Origin of the sequence: Parabacteroides sp. ASF519 (assembly GCF_000364265.2) — a bacterium.
Classification (GTDB): Bacteria; Bacteroidota; Bacteroidia; order Bacteroidales; family Tannerellaceae; genus Parabacteroides; species Parabacteroides goldsteinii.
Map to the genome: position 1 here is coordinate 1,901,807 of NZ_AQFV02000006.1, position 18,251 is coordinate 1,920,057.

At 42.6% G+C, this 18,251-nt stretch carries 10 protein-coding genes, 1 pseudogene and 1 riboswitch; of the genes and pseudogenes, 6 read left to right on the forward strand and 5 right to left on the reverse strand.

Annotated features, from left to right (window positions below):
- Nucleotides 1–173: 173 nt before the first annotated feature.
- Nucleotides 174–2,330: an elongation factor G2 gene (fusA2, locus tag C825_RS07385; RefSeq protein ID WP_007654843.1), complete on the forward strand. Its 2,157-nt coding sequence runs from the start codon at nt 174–176 to the stop codon at nt 2,328–2,330.
- A gap of 88 nt (nt 2,331–2,418) precedes the next feature.
- On the opposite strand, the gene C825_RS07390 is transcribed toward fusA2, so the two are convergent.
- A complete protein-coding gene (locus C825_RS07390) occupies nt 2,419–2,901 on the reverse strand; it encodes a YkgJ family cysteine cluster protein (protein ID WP_010802004.1) in 483 nt (160 codons plus the stop codon).
- 126 nt (nt 2,902–3,027) lie between these two features.
- On the opposite strand from C825_RS07390, the pseudogene C825_RS07395 reads away from it, so the two are divergent.
- The 3 genes and pseudogenes from C825_RS07395 to C825_RS07405 all read left to right on the forward strand — a co-directional run bounded on the left by C825_RS07395 (nt 3,028) and on the right by C825_RS07405 (nt 8,419).
- Nucleotides 3,028–3,833 (forward strand): annotated as a pseudogene (locus C825_RS07395) (UDP-2,3-diacylglucosamine diphosphatase).
- A complete protein-coding gene (locus C825_RS07400; protein WP_010802006.1) occupies nt 3,830–4,984 on the forward strand; it encodes a glycosyltransferase family protein in 1,155 nt (384 codons plus the stop codon). The pseudogene C825_RS07395 and the gene C825_RS07400 overlap by 4 nt, the downstream one beginning before the upstream one ends.
- A gap of 408 nt (nt 4,985–5,392) precedes the next feature.
- Nucleotides 5,393–8,419 (forward strand): DUF6383 domain-containing protein, encoded by a 3,027-nt coding sequence (locus tag C825_RS07405; protein WP_010802007.1) that lies wholly within the window; start codon nt 5,393–5,395, stop codon nt 8,417–8,419.
- A 289-nt stretch (nt 8,420–8,708) separates the two neighbouring features.
- On the opposite strand, the gene C825_RS07410 is transcribed toward C825_RS07405, so the two are convergent.
- The gene (locus tag C825_RS07410) at nt 8,709–9,989 is read right to left on the reverse strand and encodes an O-acetylhomoserine aminocarboxypropyltransferase/cysteine synthase family protein (RefSeq protein WP_007654833.1); all 1,281 of its coding nucleotides are present in this window, start codon (nt 9,987–9,989) and stop codon (nt 8,709–8,711) included.
- Between the two features lie 119 nt (nt 9,990–10,108).
- Nucleotides 10,109–10,311: riboswitch (cobalamin riboswitch) on the forward strand.
- A gap of 131 nt (nt 10,312–10,442) precedes the next feature.
- On the opposite strand from C825_RS07410, the gene C825_RS07415 reads away from it, so the two are divergent.
- Both C825_RS07415 and C825_RS07420 read left to right on the forward strand, forming a co-directional pair.
- Nucleotides 10,443–12,794 carry a TonB-dependent receptor gene (locus C825_RS07415; protein ID WP_010802008.1) on the forward strand — a complete coding sequence of 784 codons (2,352 nt, stop codon included), beginning with the start codon at nt 10,443–10,445 and terminating at the stop codon, nt 12,792–12,794.
- A gap of 19 nt (nt 12,795–12,813) precedes the next feature.
- Nucleotides 12,814–14,094, forward strand: a complete 1,281-nt coding sequence (locus C825_RS07420; RefSeq protein ID WP_007654829.1) for a DUF4374 domain-containing protein — start codon at nt 12,814–12,816, stop codon at nt 14,092–14,094.
- 293 nt (nt 14,095–14,387) lie between these two features.
- Here the strand turns inward: C825_RS07420 and C825_RS07425 are convergent, their stop codons facing one another.
- The 3 genes from C825_RS07425 to C825_RS07435 all read right to left on the reverse strand — a co-directional run bounded on the left by C825_RS07425 (nt 14,388) and on the right by C825_RS07435 (nt 18,251).
- Entirely contained in the window at nt 14,388–14,951 is a 564-nt protein-coding gene (locus C825_RS07425) for an ORF6N domain-containing protein (protein WP_007654827.1), read from the reverse strand.
- An 81-nt stretch (nt 14,952–15,032) separates the two neighbouring features.
- Nucleotides 15,033–16,364 carry an MATE family efflux transporter gene (locus tag C825_RS07430; protein WP_007654825.1) on the reverse strand — a complete coding sequence of 444 codons (1,332 nt, stop codon included), beginning with the start codon at nt 16,362–16,364 and terminating at the stop codon, nt 15,033–15,035.
- An 87-nt stretch (nt 16,365–16,451) separates the two neighbouring features.
- A complete protein-coding gene (locus C825_RS07435; protein WP_010802010.1) occupies nt 16,452–18,251 on the reverse strand; it encodes a TonB-dependent receptor in 1,800 nt (599 codons plus the stop codon).

Below are 18,251 nucleotides of genomic sequence, written 5' to 3' on the forward strand. Positions count from 1 at the left end.
TATATTTAATGGCAAAAGTAGTGAATCTATCTCTGATTTCATAGGCCTGTTACATAACATAGTTCTCAAACACGGGGCAGATAATTGTTTTTTTCCTGTACATTCTCTAATTTGCGGCCTCGTGAGTAATTCACGTAATGATATTTATTGTTAAACTCAAAATACCTGATATCATGAAAGTATACCAAACAAACGAAATTAAGAACATCTCTATCTTGGGAAGTTCGGGCTCTGGGAAAACCACTCTCGCTGAAGCAATGCTTTACGAGGGTGGAGTTATAAAACGTCGTGGCTCTGTAGACGGAGGAAATACAGTGAGCGACTATTTCCCGGTTGAGAAAGAGTATGGATACTCAGTGTTCTCAACCGTTTTCAGTGTTGAGTGGCAAGACAGGAAGCTGAACTTTATCGATTGTCCGGGTTCGGACGACTTTATCGGTGGAGCTGTTTCAGCCCTGAACGTTACCGATACGGCACTGATGGTGTTGAATGCCCAGTATGGTGTGGAAGTGGGAACAATGAACCAGTTCCGGTATACAGAACAATTTCATAAACCCGTTATCTTCGTTGTCAATCAGTTGGATAACGATAAAGCGGACTATGACGGAACAATTGCCCAGCTGAGAGATCAGTTCGGTAGCAAGATTGTTCCTATCCAGTATCCGGTTAGTACAGGAGCATCTTTCAATGCCGTTGTCGATGTATTGAAAATGAAGATGTATCGTTGGAAACCCGAAGGCGGTGTGCCTGACGTTCTGGAAATCCCGGCAGAAGAAATGGACAAAGCCATGGAACTTCACAAAGCGCTCGTTGAGGCAGCTGCCGAAAATGACGATATGCTGATGGAAAAGTTCTTCGAAGAAGGCACATTGAGCGAAGACGATATGCGTGCCGGTATCCGTGCCGGTTTGGTTATCCGCGGTATGTTCCCGGTATTCTGCGTTTGTGCTGGACGTGATATGTGCGTTCGCCGTACATTGGAATTCCTTGGAAATGTGGTTCCTTGCACCGACAAGATGCCTCGTCCGGTAACAACTGACGGCGTGGAGGTTACTCCTGTAGCCGATGGCCCGACAAGTCTGTTCTTCTTTAAGACTACTATAGAGCCGCATATCGGCCAGGTTTCCTATTTTAAAGTGATATCAGGAAAAGTAAAAGCAGGAGACGATTTACTGAATGCCGACCGTGGTTCGAAAGAACGTATCGCACAGTTATTCTCCGTAGCCGGACAGACTCGTAACGAAGTGTCTGAAATGGTGGCAGGTGATATCGGTGCAACAGTGAAGCTGAAAGATGTACGTCGCGGTAATACCCTGAATGGTAAGGGATGTGATTATAAATTCGACTTTATCAAATATCCGGACCCGAAATACCGCCGTGCCGTTAAGCCGGTTAACGAATCGGATGCGGAAAAGATGATGGAAATCCTGAACCGTATGCGTGAAGAAGACCCGACATGGGTTATCGAACAGTCTAAGGAATTGAAACAGACTATCGTTTCCGGACAGGGAGAATTCCACTTGCGTACGTTGAAATGGAGAATTGAAAATAATGATAAGCTGCCGATTGAGTATCTTGAACCGAAGATTCCGTATCGTGAAACCATTACAAAGGCTGCCCGTGCTGACTATCGTCATAAGAAACAGTCCGGTGGTGCAGGCCAGTTCGGTGAAGTTCACCTGATTGTGGAACCTTATTACGAAGGTATGCCGGCTCCGGATATGTATCGTTTCGGCGGACAGGAATATAAAATTAGCGTACGTGATACGCAAACTATTGATTTGGACTGGGGTGGTAAGCTGGTATTTATTAACAGTATCGTTGGTGGAGCCATCGATGCCCGTTTCTTACCGGCTATTCTGAAAGGTATTATGGCACGTATGGAACAGGGACCGTTAACCGGTTCGTACGCCCGTGATGTGCGCATCATTGTCTATGATGGCAAGATGCATCCGGTAGACAGTAATGAAATTTCTTTCATGTTGGCCGGTCGTAATGCCTTCAGTACTGCCTTTAAAGAAGCTGGTCCAAAGATTCTCGAACCTGTTTATGATGTAGAAGTTTCTGTTCCGGGTGATTATCTGGGTGATGTAATGAGCGACTTGCAAGGACGCCGTGCCATCATTATGGGTATGAACAGTGAAAAAGGCTTTGAAAAGTTGTTGGCTAAAGTTCCTTTGAAAGAAATGTCCAACTATTCAACTTCTTTGAGTTCTATTACCGGTGGCCGTGCTTCATTCACAATGAAGTTCTCTGCTTACGAACTTGTACCGTCAGATGTACAGGATAAGCTGTTGAAGGCTTACGAAGCTACTCAGTCAGAAGATTGATTAATAAATTAGTATCTAACTATAAGGCATCCTCTTTGGGGGATGCCTTTTTTGTTTCTTTTAGCTGGTATCGCAAGTTTCTTTTTCCTTAAAACTCTTGTTTTAGCTGCTCTAACGTATGGAATACTGCCGGGCAGGTCTCTGCATTCTTAATTGTCAGTGCATATATCTGGTAGAACTTTTTCCGGTCCGTATGCGGATATTCTCGGCAGGCTTTCGGACGGTCCTCATAAATACTGCAATAATTGTCGCTTCCCAGGAAGGGACAAGGCATTGAACGGAATACATACTCCTTATCTTCATCGATATGCAAATGTCGTTGAACAACTTCATGTGGTTTGATACGCAATGCCTGTGCAATACGTTCGATATCACGGTCCGTGATGCGCGGTCCCAATGTCCGGCAGCAATTCCCGCAGTCCAGGCAATTGATTGAATCGAATACCTCCTGGTGGATGGCATGTATCGTGTCGTCCAGTTCCCGGTGACGGTTCTTCTTGATAGATTTGAAAAAAGTCTTTGTTTCCTTTTCTACTTTTTTAGCTCTCTCAGGGAGGGAGTTAATATCCATAAAATGATTATGTTTTAATTTGAAAGGGCAAATGTAAGCATTTACGGTGGAAAAAGTATCTTCATACGGTTGTTGCAATGCTGTAACAGCGGTTGCGTTTCTTTGTGTAGTGTAAATATCTTACGTATGAAACTAAGAAAATATTATCCGACCGTTGTGCTTTCTGACATTCACCTGGGTTCTGAACACTCCAGGACGAAAGAAGTAACCAAAATTTCCTTAAACATATTGACTGCGACCGTCTGATCTTGAACGGTGACATCATTGATGGCTGGCAACTTCAGAAATCCGGCAAGCGATGGAAACAGGCACAAACCGATTTCTTTAAAGTTCTGATGAAAATGATGGAGAAGAAAGGGACGCAAATCATTTATATCCGTGGTAATCACGATGATTTCCTCGATAAACTGGTTCCTTTCCGGTTCTCCAATATCTCTATCGTAAAAGACTATTTGCTGAACAGCCACGGGAAGCGTTACCTGGTGACCCATGGCGATATCTTTGATACGATAACAACGAATATGCGTTGGCTGGCGATGCTGGGCGATATCGGTTATACCTTCCTGTTGTGGCTGAACAAGATTTATAACAAGAATCGGGAAAAGCATGGTAAACCATATTTTTCCCTCTCGCAGCATGTGAAACACCGGGTGAAGAGTGCCGTCTCTTACATCTCCGATTTTGAAAAGGAACTGGTAAAACTGGCACAAGTCAAACGGCTTGACGGAATTATCTGCGGTCATATTCATCAGGCGGCAAATGTCCGGTACGGCAATGTTCATTACCTGAATTCCGGCGATTGGGTAGAAAGTATGACCGCTTTGGTTGAAAATGAACAAGGAGAATGGAATATTCTGACTTACAATAAGGCAGAGTATGATATGGAGGAAGAATCTGTTTCAAAACCTGTATTATATGCTGAAGTGATATGAAAATGCTGTTTATCATACAAGGGGAGGGTAGAGGCCATCTGACACAAGCCTTGTCTCTCCGGCAGAAGCTGGCAGACGAAGGCCATCAGGTTGTCGGTGTGCTTGTCGGGAAAAGTCCGGCTCGTCGTATCCCTGATTTCTTTATGGAGAAAATCAATGCACCGGTCTATTCTTTTGAAAGTCCGAACTTTCTGCCTACGGCAAAGAATAAACAGGTTAATTTGCTGAAAAGTATAGGATATAATGTATTGAGACTGCATAAATATACGGCTAGTATACACTATATTAACCGGATGATAAAGGAAACAGGTGCAGATGTGGTAGTCAATTTTTATGAGTTGTTGACGGGGCTGACTTACTTGTTTTGCCGTCCGAAAGCGATGATGGTTTGCATTGCTCACCAGTATCTTTTTCTGCATCCTGATTTCTCTTTTCCCAAGCTGAATGCAGTCTCTTTATCTTTGTTGAAATTTTTCACCCGTGTAACGGCTATCGGTGCTACGAAAAAGCTCGCCCTGTCATTTCGGAAAATGCGCGAAGTTCCGGCAGATAAGATGGTGGTAGTACCTCCTTTATTGCGTAAGGAAATAATAAATAAGACTCCCCGAAAAGGTAACTATCTGCATGGCTATTTGTTGAATAGCGGATTCAGTGAAGAGGTGAAAGAGTGGCATACTGCTCATCCGGAGGTTCCGATGCATTTCTTTTGGGATAAGCGGGGAGCCAAAGAAACCACAAAGATTGACGATACACTTTCTTTTCATCAGTTGAACGATATCCGTTTTGTCAAATATATGGCAAATGCCAAAGCGTATGCAACGACAGCTGGTTTCGAATCTGTTTGCGAAGCAATGTATCTGGATAAGCCTGTCCTGATGGTTCCAACCCATATTGAACAGGCCTGTAATGCTCATGATGCCTCTTTGTCGGGAGCGGGTACGGTAGCCGAACACTTCGATTTGGATGCTTTGCTGCATTTATCGGAAACCCACCAGCCAAATCCTGTATTCCGCCATTGGGTACAGCAGGCGGATTGGTTAATCCTGCGTGAATTCCGTGAAGATTTGCTGATGGAGGAGATGCCGTCATCCGTTTGGCATCGCTTGTCTATGCATTGGGTGTATAGGGTGGCGAAGACATTTTCGATTTAACCGGTATCGCATTTTGTTATAAGTTTTTATTGCGTTAAAGCGGTAATGGCTCTTCGCCATTATTTATTCCGGTTAGTTTATATATAATATAATGTACGTGTACATTTTATAATGCTTGCTTATAGCTTTCCTTATCAGGGTTCCCTTTTCATGTTCCTGGTTATAATCCGGAAATGGGAAGGGAAAATAAGGTTTGTCATTTTTATCCCCGATTTTGTACAAACTATCGTATTCAATTGATAAGAAAGGATATGACCTGATAAAAAAATCAATAAAAATAATTGTGGATAAAAAACTATTGTTTACTTTTGCTGAAGTATTTGACGATCGTATGAAAAGCCGGTAGATAAGGCCGGTATTATTAGATAGAACTTTAAATTACTTAGTATTAATATTAAATTTTTGATTATGAACAAAAAGTTTTCTACTTTTTTGGCAGGTGTTGCGTTACTAAGCGCTATGTCTGTTTCTGCTGCTCCTGGTGATGCAGTTCAGTCATTGAAGCTGGGCAAAAATGCTGGCTTATATCAACTGACTGTAGCAGGGGATAAAGTACTTTCTATGGATGCAGATGGTAAGTTGACAGTTGTTGCTGCTCCTACTACTTCTACAGGTTTGGCTAATACTCTTTGGTGTGTTGAAGTTGCAACACAGGTTCAGGGTCAGGCTCCTAAATTCGATTTCGTAAATAAAGGAACAGAACGTCGTTTGGATATTACGATGGCTGGTTTGGAAGGTTTAGCTGAATATGAACATTCTAGCTCTCCTATCGAAGTTGGTGGTGAAATTTCAGGTTGGGCATTTTCTAAAACTTATGAAGAACTTGTACCAGACATGCCTCTTTTCTCTTATTTTAAGGCAGACTCAGTTGTTGGATTTGTTTTAGATGGAGAGAAAGTTGCTGTTGCTAAATCTAGCGCTAAAGATGCTAGTGTAACTACTGCTGACTTTGCAAAGTTTACTTTGAAGAGTTCAAAAGTTGTTACTCTTAATGCGGAAGAATTGAATACAATCTTAGGTATTCAGACTGCAGATAAGGGTGTTAAGTTAACTTTCAAACCGGATACATTGGGTACTTCTTTAGAAAACCCATTCAGCTCACAGAAATTTGTTGCTGAAGATTCTGGTGATCCTACTTATTTGAATGTTAAGAGAGGCGATAACTATTTGAGAGTTGATACCACTTTCACAAATGAAAAGGGTGCTCGCTTCCTTGCATATAAATGGACTACTGCTGCTGTTAAGGCTACTTCTACTATTGCTGAACAGTATAAATTCAAATTTACTTACAGTCCTTCAAATGACAGCTTGACAATTCAGGTTAAGAAAGCTAAATTTGATAATGGGCGCGTTCTTGAAGCATTTGTTTCATTGCAAGACTTGATTAAAAACGAAGCTCGTATCTTAACTGTTGATACACTGGCTCAGAATACAATGATCTCTTTAGGCTTTAAAGGTTGCAATGAAGTATCAAACAGAACTTCAATTGCTTCTGATCTGTATGTTATCAAAAATGCTGCAAATAAATATTTGGCAGTTCCTTTGTATGGTGATAGCACTGCTCAATGGGTAACTCTTGATAAGAATATGGATCCTTGGCACATGCCTGCATTCCAGTGGGTTGTAGAAAAAACTCGTACAAATGCAGAAATGGCTGAAACTTCTCCTATCAAGATTACTAACCGTGAATTTGAAAATGTAGTAGTTGACGCTTCTTTACAGTTATATACTGATGGTCCATCTACAGTAGTTGGATCTGAAATTTCAGCTTCTAATTTCACAAAAGACCCTGCAAATGTAAAAGCTAATCCTTATGTAGGTTACAGATTCCTGGATAAAGATTCTTTGACTGTTACTACTTACAAATTGAGATATTTACATGAATTTGCAGATGACAAATACATGGGTACTTCAAGTGATGCTGCTGATTCAGTTTTATATGTAGGTGCTAAATCTACTTTCGAACTGGCTGCTATGGATGAAGATGGTGTAGGATATGGTTATACTACAAGTGCTATCGCTTCAATGAAAAAGCTTGTAAGAAAAGCTTATACATTGAAACTGAAATCTACAGGTAAATATATCATGGCTGATGCTGAAAAGAGATATGCAGTATCTGCAACAGGTAAACCAGCTGTATTCTATCTGAAAGAAAATAATGACAAAGCTACTCATTACTATGCTTTGATCGATACAGCTTCTTACACTGATGTTCGTAAAGTTGGTGTTGATGATAACAATGTTTATCTGAAAGTTCAGAATTTGAAAGAAACTCGTACTTCTGCATTCTCTGTAGAAATTGATGACGCTCCTTTGTATCGTCGTTTCAACAATGTTGCATTAGGTGAAAGCGCTGTTGATGGTCCTGATAGCTTGAGATTCTACGAAAATATTCGTCACGAATATCTGATGGATGAAACTAACAAAGAATTGAAGAATGAAGGTGTTGCTTACTTAGGTATCTGGACTGCTGATAAGGCAGAAGCTGGTTTGTCATTCCGTATTGATGCAGTTAATATAACAAGCGGTCTTGGTTATATCAAACCTCAGTATTTGATTTCTGTATCTCGTCAGGATCAGGAAGCAGTTGAAGGTACTCCTTGTACTGAAAATTCTCATCACGTAGATGCTGATGGTAATCCAACAGATGCTGCACATTGTGTTCATGCTACTCCTGGAAAAGCTGGATTCGAATATGGTAAATATTTGGTAAGCTTTGCAGATTCTGTTGCTACAGTAGGTCAGGATAAACCTTATACTGATGTTAAAGCAGGTTACACTCGTGTTGGTTTTGTAAAAGCTATCAAGACTGGCGACAGCTTGATCATATTGGTTAATGGTTTTGAAAACATGGATCCGAAAGATCTGAATGTAGAAGAAATTGTTAAGGCTTATACTAAAGCAGGTATTAATACGAAATACATCAATAGTCTGAAGGGTGATAACCATAAGAACTATACTTGGTCATTCCGTTATACAAATCCTGATGGTGCTTCTACTGTAACAGAAGAAGGTGTTGGAAATTCATTCTTGATTGAGTCTAACAATTATGACGGTAAAATTATTGCTCCTGAAAAAGCAGCATGGATCAAGATGCAGAATGGTTGCATTGTATTGACAGACGAAAAATCTGAATTCAACAATGCTAAGACTGGTGGTGACGGTGCTCTTATTTTCAATGTTGAAAACATCGAAAATGATGAAATGGCTACAGATACTGAAGATATCACAACTTCTGCTGTAACTGTAATCGCTGGTAACGGTGACATCACAATCAAGGGTGCTGCTAATAAGACTGTTACTATCAGCAACGTTCTTGGTCAGACAATTGCTAGCACAGTTCTTTCTTCTGACGAAGCAACTATCTCTGCTCCTGCAGGTATCGTAGTTGTAGCTGTTGAAGGCGAAGCTGCTGTTAAAGCAATCGTAAAATAAGAATTAAAGAATAATTAAACAATATAAAGCTTCTCTGCCTTTCCCCTATGGGGAAGGGCAAGTAGCCTGTGAAGGCGAACAGATTGGAAGCGTAATTTTAGTAATAAAAATAAAATAAAGTTCATCCATGAGTATCCCTGTGAAGGGAGGAAATGGACAAAAAAACAACCCCGGCGGTATTTAATACCATCGGGGTTTTGTTTTTAAGGAGCTCCTGGAAATGGAGTTCATTATGTTTAATAGGAAACCGTATTCCATACAATACGATTTCCTGTTGAATAACTATTGATTACTGATTTAAAGCCTGCTCGATATCCGCTATGATATCATCCGCACTTTCGATGCCGACAGAGAAACGGATCAGGTCCGGAGCGATACCGGCTTCCTTCAATTGTTCGTCGGTCAACTGGCGATGCGTATGGCTTGCCGGATGAAGCACACAAGTACGGGCATCGGCCACATGAGTAACGATAGCAGCCAGCTTCAAGCTGTCCATAAACTTGATAGCTACCTCGCGTCCGCCTTTCAGTCCGAATGACAGGACACCGCATGAACCGTTCGGAAGATATTTCTTTGTCAGTTCGTAATATTTATTTCCTTCCAGATCCGGATAGTTTACCCAGGCTACCTTGTCGCAATTCTGAAGCCATTTAGCTACGGCCAGTGCATTTTTACAATGCTGCGGCATACGCAGATGCAATGTTTCCAGTCCGAGGTTCAGCAGGAAAGCATTTTGCGGAGACTGGATAGAACCCAGGTCACGCATCAACTGGCTGGTAGCCTTGGTGATATATGCCAGTTTCCCGAATGTCTTTGTGTAAGTCAGGCCATGATAGGAGTCATCCGGCTGGCAGAGGCCCGGGTATTTGTCTGCATGCGCTTCCCAGTCGAAGTTACCGCTGTCGACGATACAACCTCCTACGGCAGTCGCATGTCCGTCCATATATTTGGTCGTAGAATGCGTAACGATATCGGCACCCCATTCGAACGGGCGACAGTTGATCGGTGTGGCAAATGTATTGTCGACGATCAATGGTACGCCATGTTTGTGAGCGATACGGGCAAACTTTTCAATATCCAGTACCATCACTCCCGGATTGGAGATCGTTTCGCCGAACAATAATTTTGTATTCGGACGGAACGCCTTGCTGATCTCCTCTTCACTGGCATCCTGGTCGATGAATGTACATTCGATGCCCAGCTTTTTCAGGGTAACAGACAGCAGATTGTATGTTCCGCCATAAATACCGGTTGCACTTACGATATGGTCGCCGGCTTCGCAGATATTGAAACAGGCAAAGAAGTTGGCAGCCTGTCCCGATGAAGTCAGCATTGCTGCCACACCACCTTCCAAAGCGGCGATCTTGGATGCTACGGCATCGTTGGTCGGGTTTTGCAGACGAGTATAGAAATAACCACTCTCTTCCAGATCGAACAGTTTCGCCATTTGTTCGCTGGTCTCATACTTGAAGGTAGTACTCTGATAGATAGGCAGAACGCGAGGTTCTCCTTTTTTAGGCTGCCAGCCACCCTGCACACACAAAGTTGCCGGCTTGAATGAATTGCTCATATTATTAAATGTTTGCTATGTAATTATATTCTGCTGACAAAAGTAAAGAATAGTTCGTTCCATTAATACAAATCTATGATCATTTATAAAAAATAGGGTACTGTTTAAAAATAATCTTTACCTTTGCCTCCGGTTTTGGTGTCACAAATCCAGTTCTACGGAAAAGTGATGAAAAGGGAATCAGGTGAAAATCCTGAACAGACCCGCTGCTGTAAGCTCCGCCAAAGTCGTTGAACACAACTCAATCCACTGTTCGCAATGAATGGGAAGGACGTTCAATGACGGAGTAAGTCAGAAGACCTGCCAGAATCAGTAGTTTTAAGCTTTCGAGGAATAAGGCTGAAAAACATGTAAGTAAGGACTTGACTGTATTTGGTAGGGAGTTCCGGCTGTTCATGTGTTCCATTCTGTTTTGTCGAAAGCCTGTCGTTAATATATAATGTTTTTGATGGGATGAGAGGTTTCATACATGTATTTTTGTTGTTTATTTGTTTGTTTCCTGTAAGTCTGGCGGCGCAAGACAGGGTTACGCTGTCCGGAGAGGTGAGGGGAGAAGATGGTGCTCCGCTTCCTATGGTTACTGTTGCTATCGAAAATACGACGGCAGGGACATATACCGACGACCGGGGGCGCTATTCACTAAGTCTGAAACCCGGAAAGCATACTCTTATAATTACCTTGTTGGGTTATAATACAATAAAAACAATTCTCGATATCCGCAGGAACAAGACGCTCGATTTCGTTATGGAAGAAAATTCCGTAACCCTGAACACTGTTGAGGTGTATGGCAAATCGAAAACACAGAAGGTCAAGGAAGGTGCCCTGACCGTCAATGCGTTGGATATAAAACCACAGATCAGTTCCTTGAAGAACCTGAACGAAATGGTTAACCGGACAGTTGGCATCAAGATCAGGGAAGAAGGAGGGGTAGGTTCCGATTTTGACCTCTCCATTAACGGGCTGTCGGGTAATTCGGTGAGATATTTTATTGACGGTATGCCGCTGGATGCAAAAGGTAGCGGTATTTCACTGGCCAATTTGCCTGTAAATATTATTGACCGGGTCGAGATATATAAAGGAGTAGTTCCTGCCAGCCTGGGGGCCGATGCTTTGGGAGGAGCTATCAACATCATCACCAATCAAGACAAGAAAAATTATCTCGATGCCTCTTACGGCATCGGCTCGTTTCACACGCATCGGGCTGATCTGAATGGTCAGTTCGTAGAGCCGAAGACTGGATTGATCATGAAACCGACTGTCGGTGTCAATTACTCGAAAAATGATTATATGATGAAAGGTGTCGAGGTCTGGGATGCAGATAGCCGTAACTATATTGAAGTCAACCGCAAACGGTTCCATGATGATTATTTTTCCTTGCTGGGGCAACTTGAAGCCGGCTTTGTCGATAAGTCCTGGGCAGATGCTTTCTTTGTTTCCGGCTCTTATTCCAAAGTAGATAAGGAGTTGCAGACCGGTTCTATCCAGACTAAGGTCATCGGAGATGCAGAGCGTCGCGGCAGTGCTTGGAATATTTCAGCCCGTTATCAGAAGCGTTTTGATAAGATCAATACCAGTGCATCGTTATCCCATACCTGGGATCGCTCGCTGACTGTTGATACTGCCTATCGTATTTATAACTGGGACGGCGGTTTTACCCCGTCGTCCCGTAATGAGATCAACGGTCGCGGACGATCCATGCGTCATTATGACCGGCCTCTGACAATTTTCCGCGGAGGTGTTGATTATACTATCAACCGCCATCATTCCTTCAGCCTGAACTATTTACTCAACCGTACCGGAAACAATCGCCGCGACGATATTGATGAAACATTTGAACCGACCAATGATGTTTTAACCAAACATATCCTCGGGTTGACCTACAACCAGTCGTTTTTCGACGGAAGATGGGAGAGTACGTTATTTGTCAAGGATTATATCAACGCAACATCTGTCGAGCAGAATGATCTTTCATGGATAACAGGTTCGGATGAGGTTGACAGGAATGCGACTAAAAATTACTGGGGAGGCGGATTCGGCTGGCGTTTTATATGTTGGGAAGCGTTGTCTGCTAAAGCCTCTTTTGAACATAGTGTGCGGCTGCCTCTGTCTCGGGAGTTGCTTGGAAACGGAACGACTATCTATCCGAATCTCGCCCTTAATCCGGAAAGCAGTGACAATATTAACTTCGGCCTTTTTGGTAATTGGCATCCTGCTTCCGGTCATTCATTTTACTATGAGGCGAATGGATTTTTACGCTTTGTAGACGATTTCATCCAGGCAACGGTTTCTGAAAAAGAGGGGATGATGCAATATGAAAATATACCGGCGGTACATATCAAGGGAGCTGAAGGCGAAGTCCGATATAACTGGAAAAACAGCCTCCGGATAGTGGTCAATGCCAGTTACAATGAAGCCCGCGACCAGAAAAAGTACAAGACAGACGGTAAACCTTCGGCTACTTATAAAAACCGCGTACCCAATCGCCCCTGGTTTTATAGTAATGCGGATGTCAGTTATACATTTCATGATCTGGCCCAGAAGGACGACGATCTCCGTATCGGGTATTCCTGGCAATGGATACACTGGTTTTATCTTTCCTGGGAGGCTTATGGTGCTATCGAGAGTAAATCGCGTATCCCGACCCAGAATATATCGAATGTAAATGTGACCTATTCGTGGAATAAACAGCGTTACAATATATCGTTGGAATGTAGCAATCTATTTGACTCTACCGCTTATGACAATTACAAACTCCAGAAACCTGGACGTGCGTTTTTTGCCAAATTCAGATTATTCATTAATTAATAATTAAATATTCATACAAATGAAAAAGTTTCAGTTACTATTTTATGCATTCATTATGGCAATGGTTACATTGTCTTTCAATGCTTGTTCTAACGATGACGATCCTAAGCCGACCCCGGAACCTACTCCTGAGCCAAAGAACTATCACTTTGACATCTGGATTGCTCTGGATAAACATGGTGGCATGGGACGTGATGTTCAAACGCTGGTTAAAAGTATAGATTCTCTTACTGTTGGCTCAACTCCCATTGACTTTAAAGGAGATGGCACTGAGGTTCACTCGGTAATGTCTCTGGAAACCATTGTCAAAGGGAAATATTATTATCAGGTACCTGTATCAGGTGATCGTATATCAAAGTACATATTGTCTGATAATACCATCAAGAATATTCAGTCTTATCCTTTTAGCGAAGGTACGAATACTTATGATACCCGTAAATATACACATGCCTGGATTGACGACAATACGCTGGTGATTATGGCTTCTAACGGGGATGGAGACAAGATTATCTGGACGAAACTGAATACTACTAATATGTCTTTAATTGAAGAAGGTATTCTTGATATACCTCTTCCAGAAGGTGATAAGTTGTTCTCGACTTCCGGTATTTTGTCTTATCGTAAAAGCGATAATAAGCTGATATATTTCTATTTGGGTAAGAAAAGTAAACGTGGCGATACAACACCTTTCTTCTTTACTACTGTGATTAATGCAGAAACAATGGCAGTAGAAAGCAATATCCGGAACACGATAGCTCACCAGATGGTAGGTAGTGCCTATGGTGAATTATTGCAGAAATGTACATTGGTTGATGAATCCGGAAATCTTTATCTGGCTTGCTTCTCTGAAAATGAAGATGGGGTGGAAAAGAGCCATCTGATTCGTATTAAGGCCGGTGAGAAAGACTTTGATCCTACATACAATGCTTTCACCAATGCCGGAAAACTGATTTCTCTTGAATACCTGGGAGACGGTAAAGTGCTTGCTTATGCCCGTCAGGATGATCTTGGCATGGATATTGACAGCTATAGCCATTATTATACAGTCATCGACCTTAATACGAAAACCAGCAGCCGTGTACAATACAACGGAAAGGATCTTCCATACAGTGGTGGCCGTTTCTCTCAACGTACGGCAATTGCTGACGGTAAGGCTTATATCGGTGTTAATCCGGAAAACACCAACCCTTGTATCTATATTTATGATATAAAGACAGGTAACGTTGAAAAAGGCGCTGATATTGCTGAAGGCTATTACTTTGAGCAGATCCGTGTACTTGATAACGAAGATGCTGAATAATTATCTTTCAGGTTCAGCCGGTAGTCATCCGTTGGAAAAAGGGTAACTACCGTTTCCAAGGTATAGGTGTTTTGATTTGTAAATAAGGGACTTTTGATTACAAAACATATATGTTTTGAAGTCAAAGGTCCTATGTTTTTTTCGGGGGTGTCCTGATCCGGCATACTACAAGTTTAAATGTAGGACAGTAGTGTTGTAGATAGCACACCGTGTTAGTCATAGTGATACTATAGTGCTGTTATAGCCAGGTCTATAGTGTTAGAGAGAAAATGTTCGAAATGACTGCACCACAATCACTTCGGCTTTACGAATCCTACCGGATTGCGCGGTTTATCAGATAGCTTCTTTTGTACCTGCAATTCCGCCAGTGTTTTATTGATCAGATCCAATTGTATCCGGGTATCTTCATTGATATCATTGTAGTCGGTAAATACCTCTTCGATGTATTCTTTGAGTTCATTGACTTCCTGTTGAAGTTTTGTTGTTTTATCGACTGTAGGATTGGCTATCATTTGCCGGACAGCCACAAAAGCACGCATAATGTTAATATTGACCTGTATGGCTATATCTGAATTTAACACACCAGAGAGCATTGCCAATCCTTGTTCAGTAAAAGCATACGGCAGTTTGCGGGTACCTCCCCATCTTGATGTCGCAAATTGCGATTTCAAGATTATCCACTCATCGACATTGAGTTGGAACATAAAATCTTTAGGGAATCGCTTTATATTCCTTTTCACAGCTTCATTAAGTCTTCGTGTTTCTACTTGATAAAGTTCAGCTAAATCAAAATCCAGCATGACTCTTTGACCTCTTATTTCATAGATCTTACTTTGAATAATTCGTATTTCATTCATAGCAGGTTTATTTTATGATTATTACTAATCGCAAATGTAATGATATAAATCAATATTACTTCATTTATCAAAATAAACTTCTCACTTCAATATCTTCTTTTGTAAGGCCCTGAACCAGATAAAGGAAACGATTCCTTTCAGCATGCTGGAGATACTGATTGCCCACCATACACCGACGATTCCCAATCCCATGGCGGATAATACAATAGCCATCGGTATACGCAGCGAGTTGAAAGTAATGCTGATGATTGCAGGAGGAACCGTCCGTCCTGTTCCGTAGAACAAGCCCTGCATAGTGATCTCCAGCATCATGAACAACATCGAGTATCCGTCTATCCGCAGGAAAATACCTCCGGCCTCAAAGGCTTCCTTCTGGGGGACGATCAGTGAGAAGACTTCGCTGCCGTAAAAGACGAATAATAAGGTACAAAGGATACCGAATACGGTGGTCATCTTCAATGTCGTGTGATAGGCTTCCAGCACCCTGTTCTTTTCGGAAGCTGCATAGTTCTGGGCGACGAAAGCACTCAGTGCCGTGCTGAATCCCTGGGAAGTGTTCCAGGCTATCGCTTCAATCTGTCCTCCGGCGGTGAGTGTCATCAGGCCGATATGTCCACCGTAAGTGGAGGCTGTGCGTGCCATGAAAATGTTGATGATGGCAAACAGCGTGTTCAGCATGGCTACCGGCAGGCCCAGTTGCAGAATTCTTTGTGAATAGTTTTTCTTTAGTCTGACGAAGAAGGAGAATCCTCCCAGTAACCTGCTTCTCCATTTTAACTGATATACAAAAATGGCACATACCGTTGCTTGCGATAACCAGGTTGCCCAGGCGGCTCCGGCTGTTCCCATATCGAATACAAAAATGAATACCGGGTCGAGTATCATATTAATGATAAGTCCCGTTCCGCTGATGTAAAAGGGTATTTTACTTAGCCCTGCCGCATTATGGATGCCGGTGAAGGCTGCCGAGAGGAATATAAAAGGAAAGGCGGTCGATACGATCCGTAAATATTCGACAGCACTATCTGCAATAGGAGCTTCCAGTTTATAGACACCGATGATCGGATGGGCAAAGACAAAAAGAAGCAATCCCCAGCAAACGGAGATGATCAGGGCAATGGTAAGGTTGTGGGATGAATAGTTCCGTGCATCCTCTTCATTTCGTGCACCTATACTTTGCCCCACACTTACTTCCGAACCGACTTTATTCAACAGAGAGATCGAATTGGTCATCCAGGTCAGGATGCCGACAGCTCCGATAGCGGCAACGGCTTCACTGCCCAGACGCCCTACCCAGGCCATATCGGTGATGCTGTAAGCCATTTGAATAAAAGAAGTACCCATGATCGGCAATGCCAGATTGAATAGCTGCCGTTTGATAGGGCCTTGTGTCAGGTTTTTTGTTCCTTGCATGTTCTGTCTTATTTGGGTGCAAAAGTAGGAATAAAAAAGGAGAACCCGATATTGGATTCTCCTTCTGATCTATGTTTCTTTATCTGATTAGAAATTGATGTTCACTCCGATCATCGCACTGAACTTCTGCAACGGATAACCGTAGTAAAGTTCGTATTTCTGGAACAGTACGTTGTTCAGTTTCAGATACAGGCCGAAGGTATCGTTGATGTTGTATGCTCCGGTGAGGTTCAGTTCGTTGATGTTGTCCATCTTTACGTTCTTTTCTCCTAATCTGGCTTCACGTCCGGTGGCCAGGTAATAGTCCAGGGAAGCAGACAGGTTATTGATCGGGCGGACTGTCACGCCGGCTGTGATCTCCATTTCGGGCATACCCCAGGCTGTAGCATCTTTACCGGCTAAATCAGTCTCTGAATATTTATCACTGTATTCGGCTGTCCAATTATTATAAACACCTTTCAGGGAGATTTCAAATAATTGCTGGTAACTATATTTCAGGTTGGCACCGACCAGTAACTGTTTGGTGTCTATTTCATTCATCATACCGCAAGCGGAACCGAAGTAATCTTTGTCACCGTAAGCAAGTGTCGGTACAAAGAAATAGTTATTGCTGACGATTTTATATCCTCCGAAAACGTCGAACCAGAAACCGGGAGCAACGCCGCTCTTGATACCCAGGATACCATCCAGCCAGTTGCGGGAAGGTGTCAGTCTCTCCAACGGATTGGCATAACGGTTGATCCGGTTCACATCATACATACTGTTGGATTGCAATTTACCATTGGCATTCAGGTATAGTACGGTTTTGTCGGCAACTTCGACGTCGGCAGAGATGTTGGGGGAAGCCATAAACTTCTTCTGCTCGCCGCTGAAGAACATTGCATTTACCCCTAATTTTACATGCCAGTTGTCTCCTTCTATCTTGTAGTAAGGATTCAGGGTGGCAGCAGCAAAGTTGTCGAAGTAGGTTGACGGATCTTTTGTTTCAGGTGATTTTAATTCTGAGGGTAAGCTGTAATTGAAATATTGGAAATTACCGTTCAAGCCAACACGCTGATTGCCTCCGAAACCAGAACTTAACCCGAAGTCAAGATTGAATGTCCCTTCCGACGGTGCATCGTGCTCTTTTGAATATCCGTATTTGTAAGAAAAATTGGTGTAGCAGAGATCGAGCAGGTACCCGACAGGAGCATCAGCTTTGGACTCTACGCCTACGTTCGCCTTAATGGTTTGGGCAACTTGGTTGGTTTCCATGTCAGCTGCGGGGAGAGTAGGGTTTGAGGAGGTGATAGGAGTAAGGCTTTCTATTGGCAATCCGTAATAATTAAATCCGGAATAACCATATTTAACTCCCATCTTCAATGCCAGCTTATCGAAGTTATGTTTGAAGTTTAATCCACCCATATTATCGTTCAGCTTCGCCTTAACCTTTTCATCCACTTGCAGGTATTTTACTTTTCCATTCGTTGAACGGTGCGAGAACCAGATATTCAATTGATCCTTGTCCGTGCTGAGGATATGATATCCCAGGTCGCCGTTCAGATTCAGATAGGTACCGCCGCCGAAGTTGAAATAACCGCGGCGCTTGTTGTACTGAATATCTGTCATGATATTACCTGAAGGAAGCAGGCTGATCTCTTTTGCCGGGTCGGCTGCAATCGTGAAATTGGCATAGTCGATCGGCATTTTCTTTACTTCCGGTTCCTTGATGACCGGAAGGGTGTTTACTTTGCTTGCATCCTGTACGGTCGGGTCGTACTCGCGTTCGAGCGTCATCTCCCGTTCCAGATTCTGTTTCTTCGAAGTATCTTCTTGTGCACTTATTGTGGCGGTAGTCCCAAGCAAGGCTACGACACACAGCGCTTTTACATTATATATAGTCTTCAT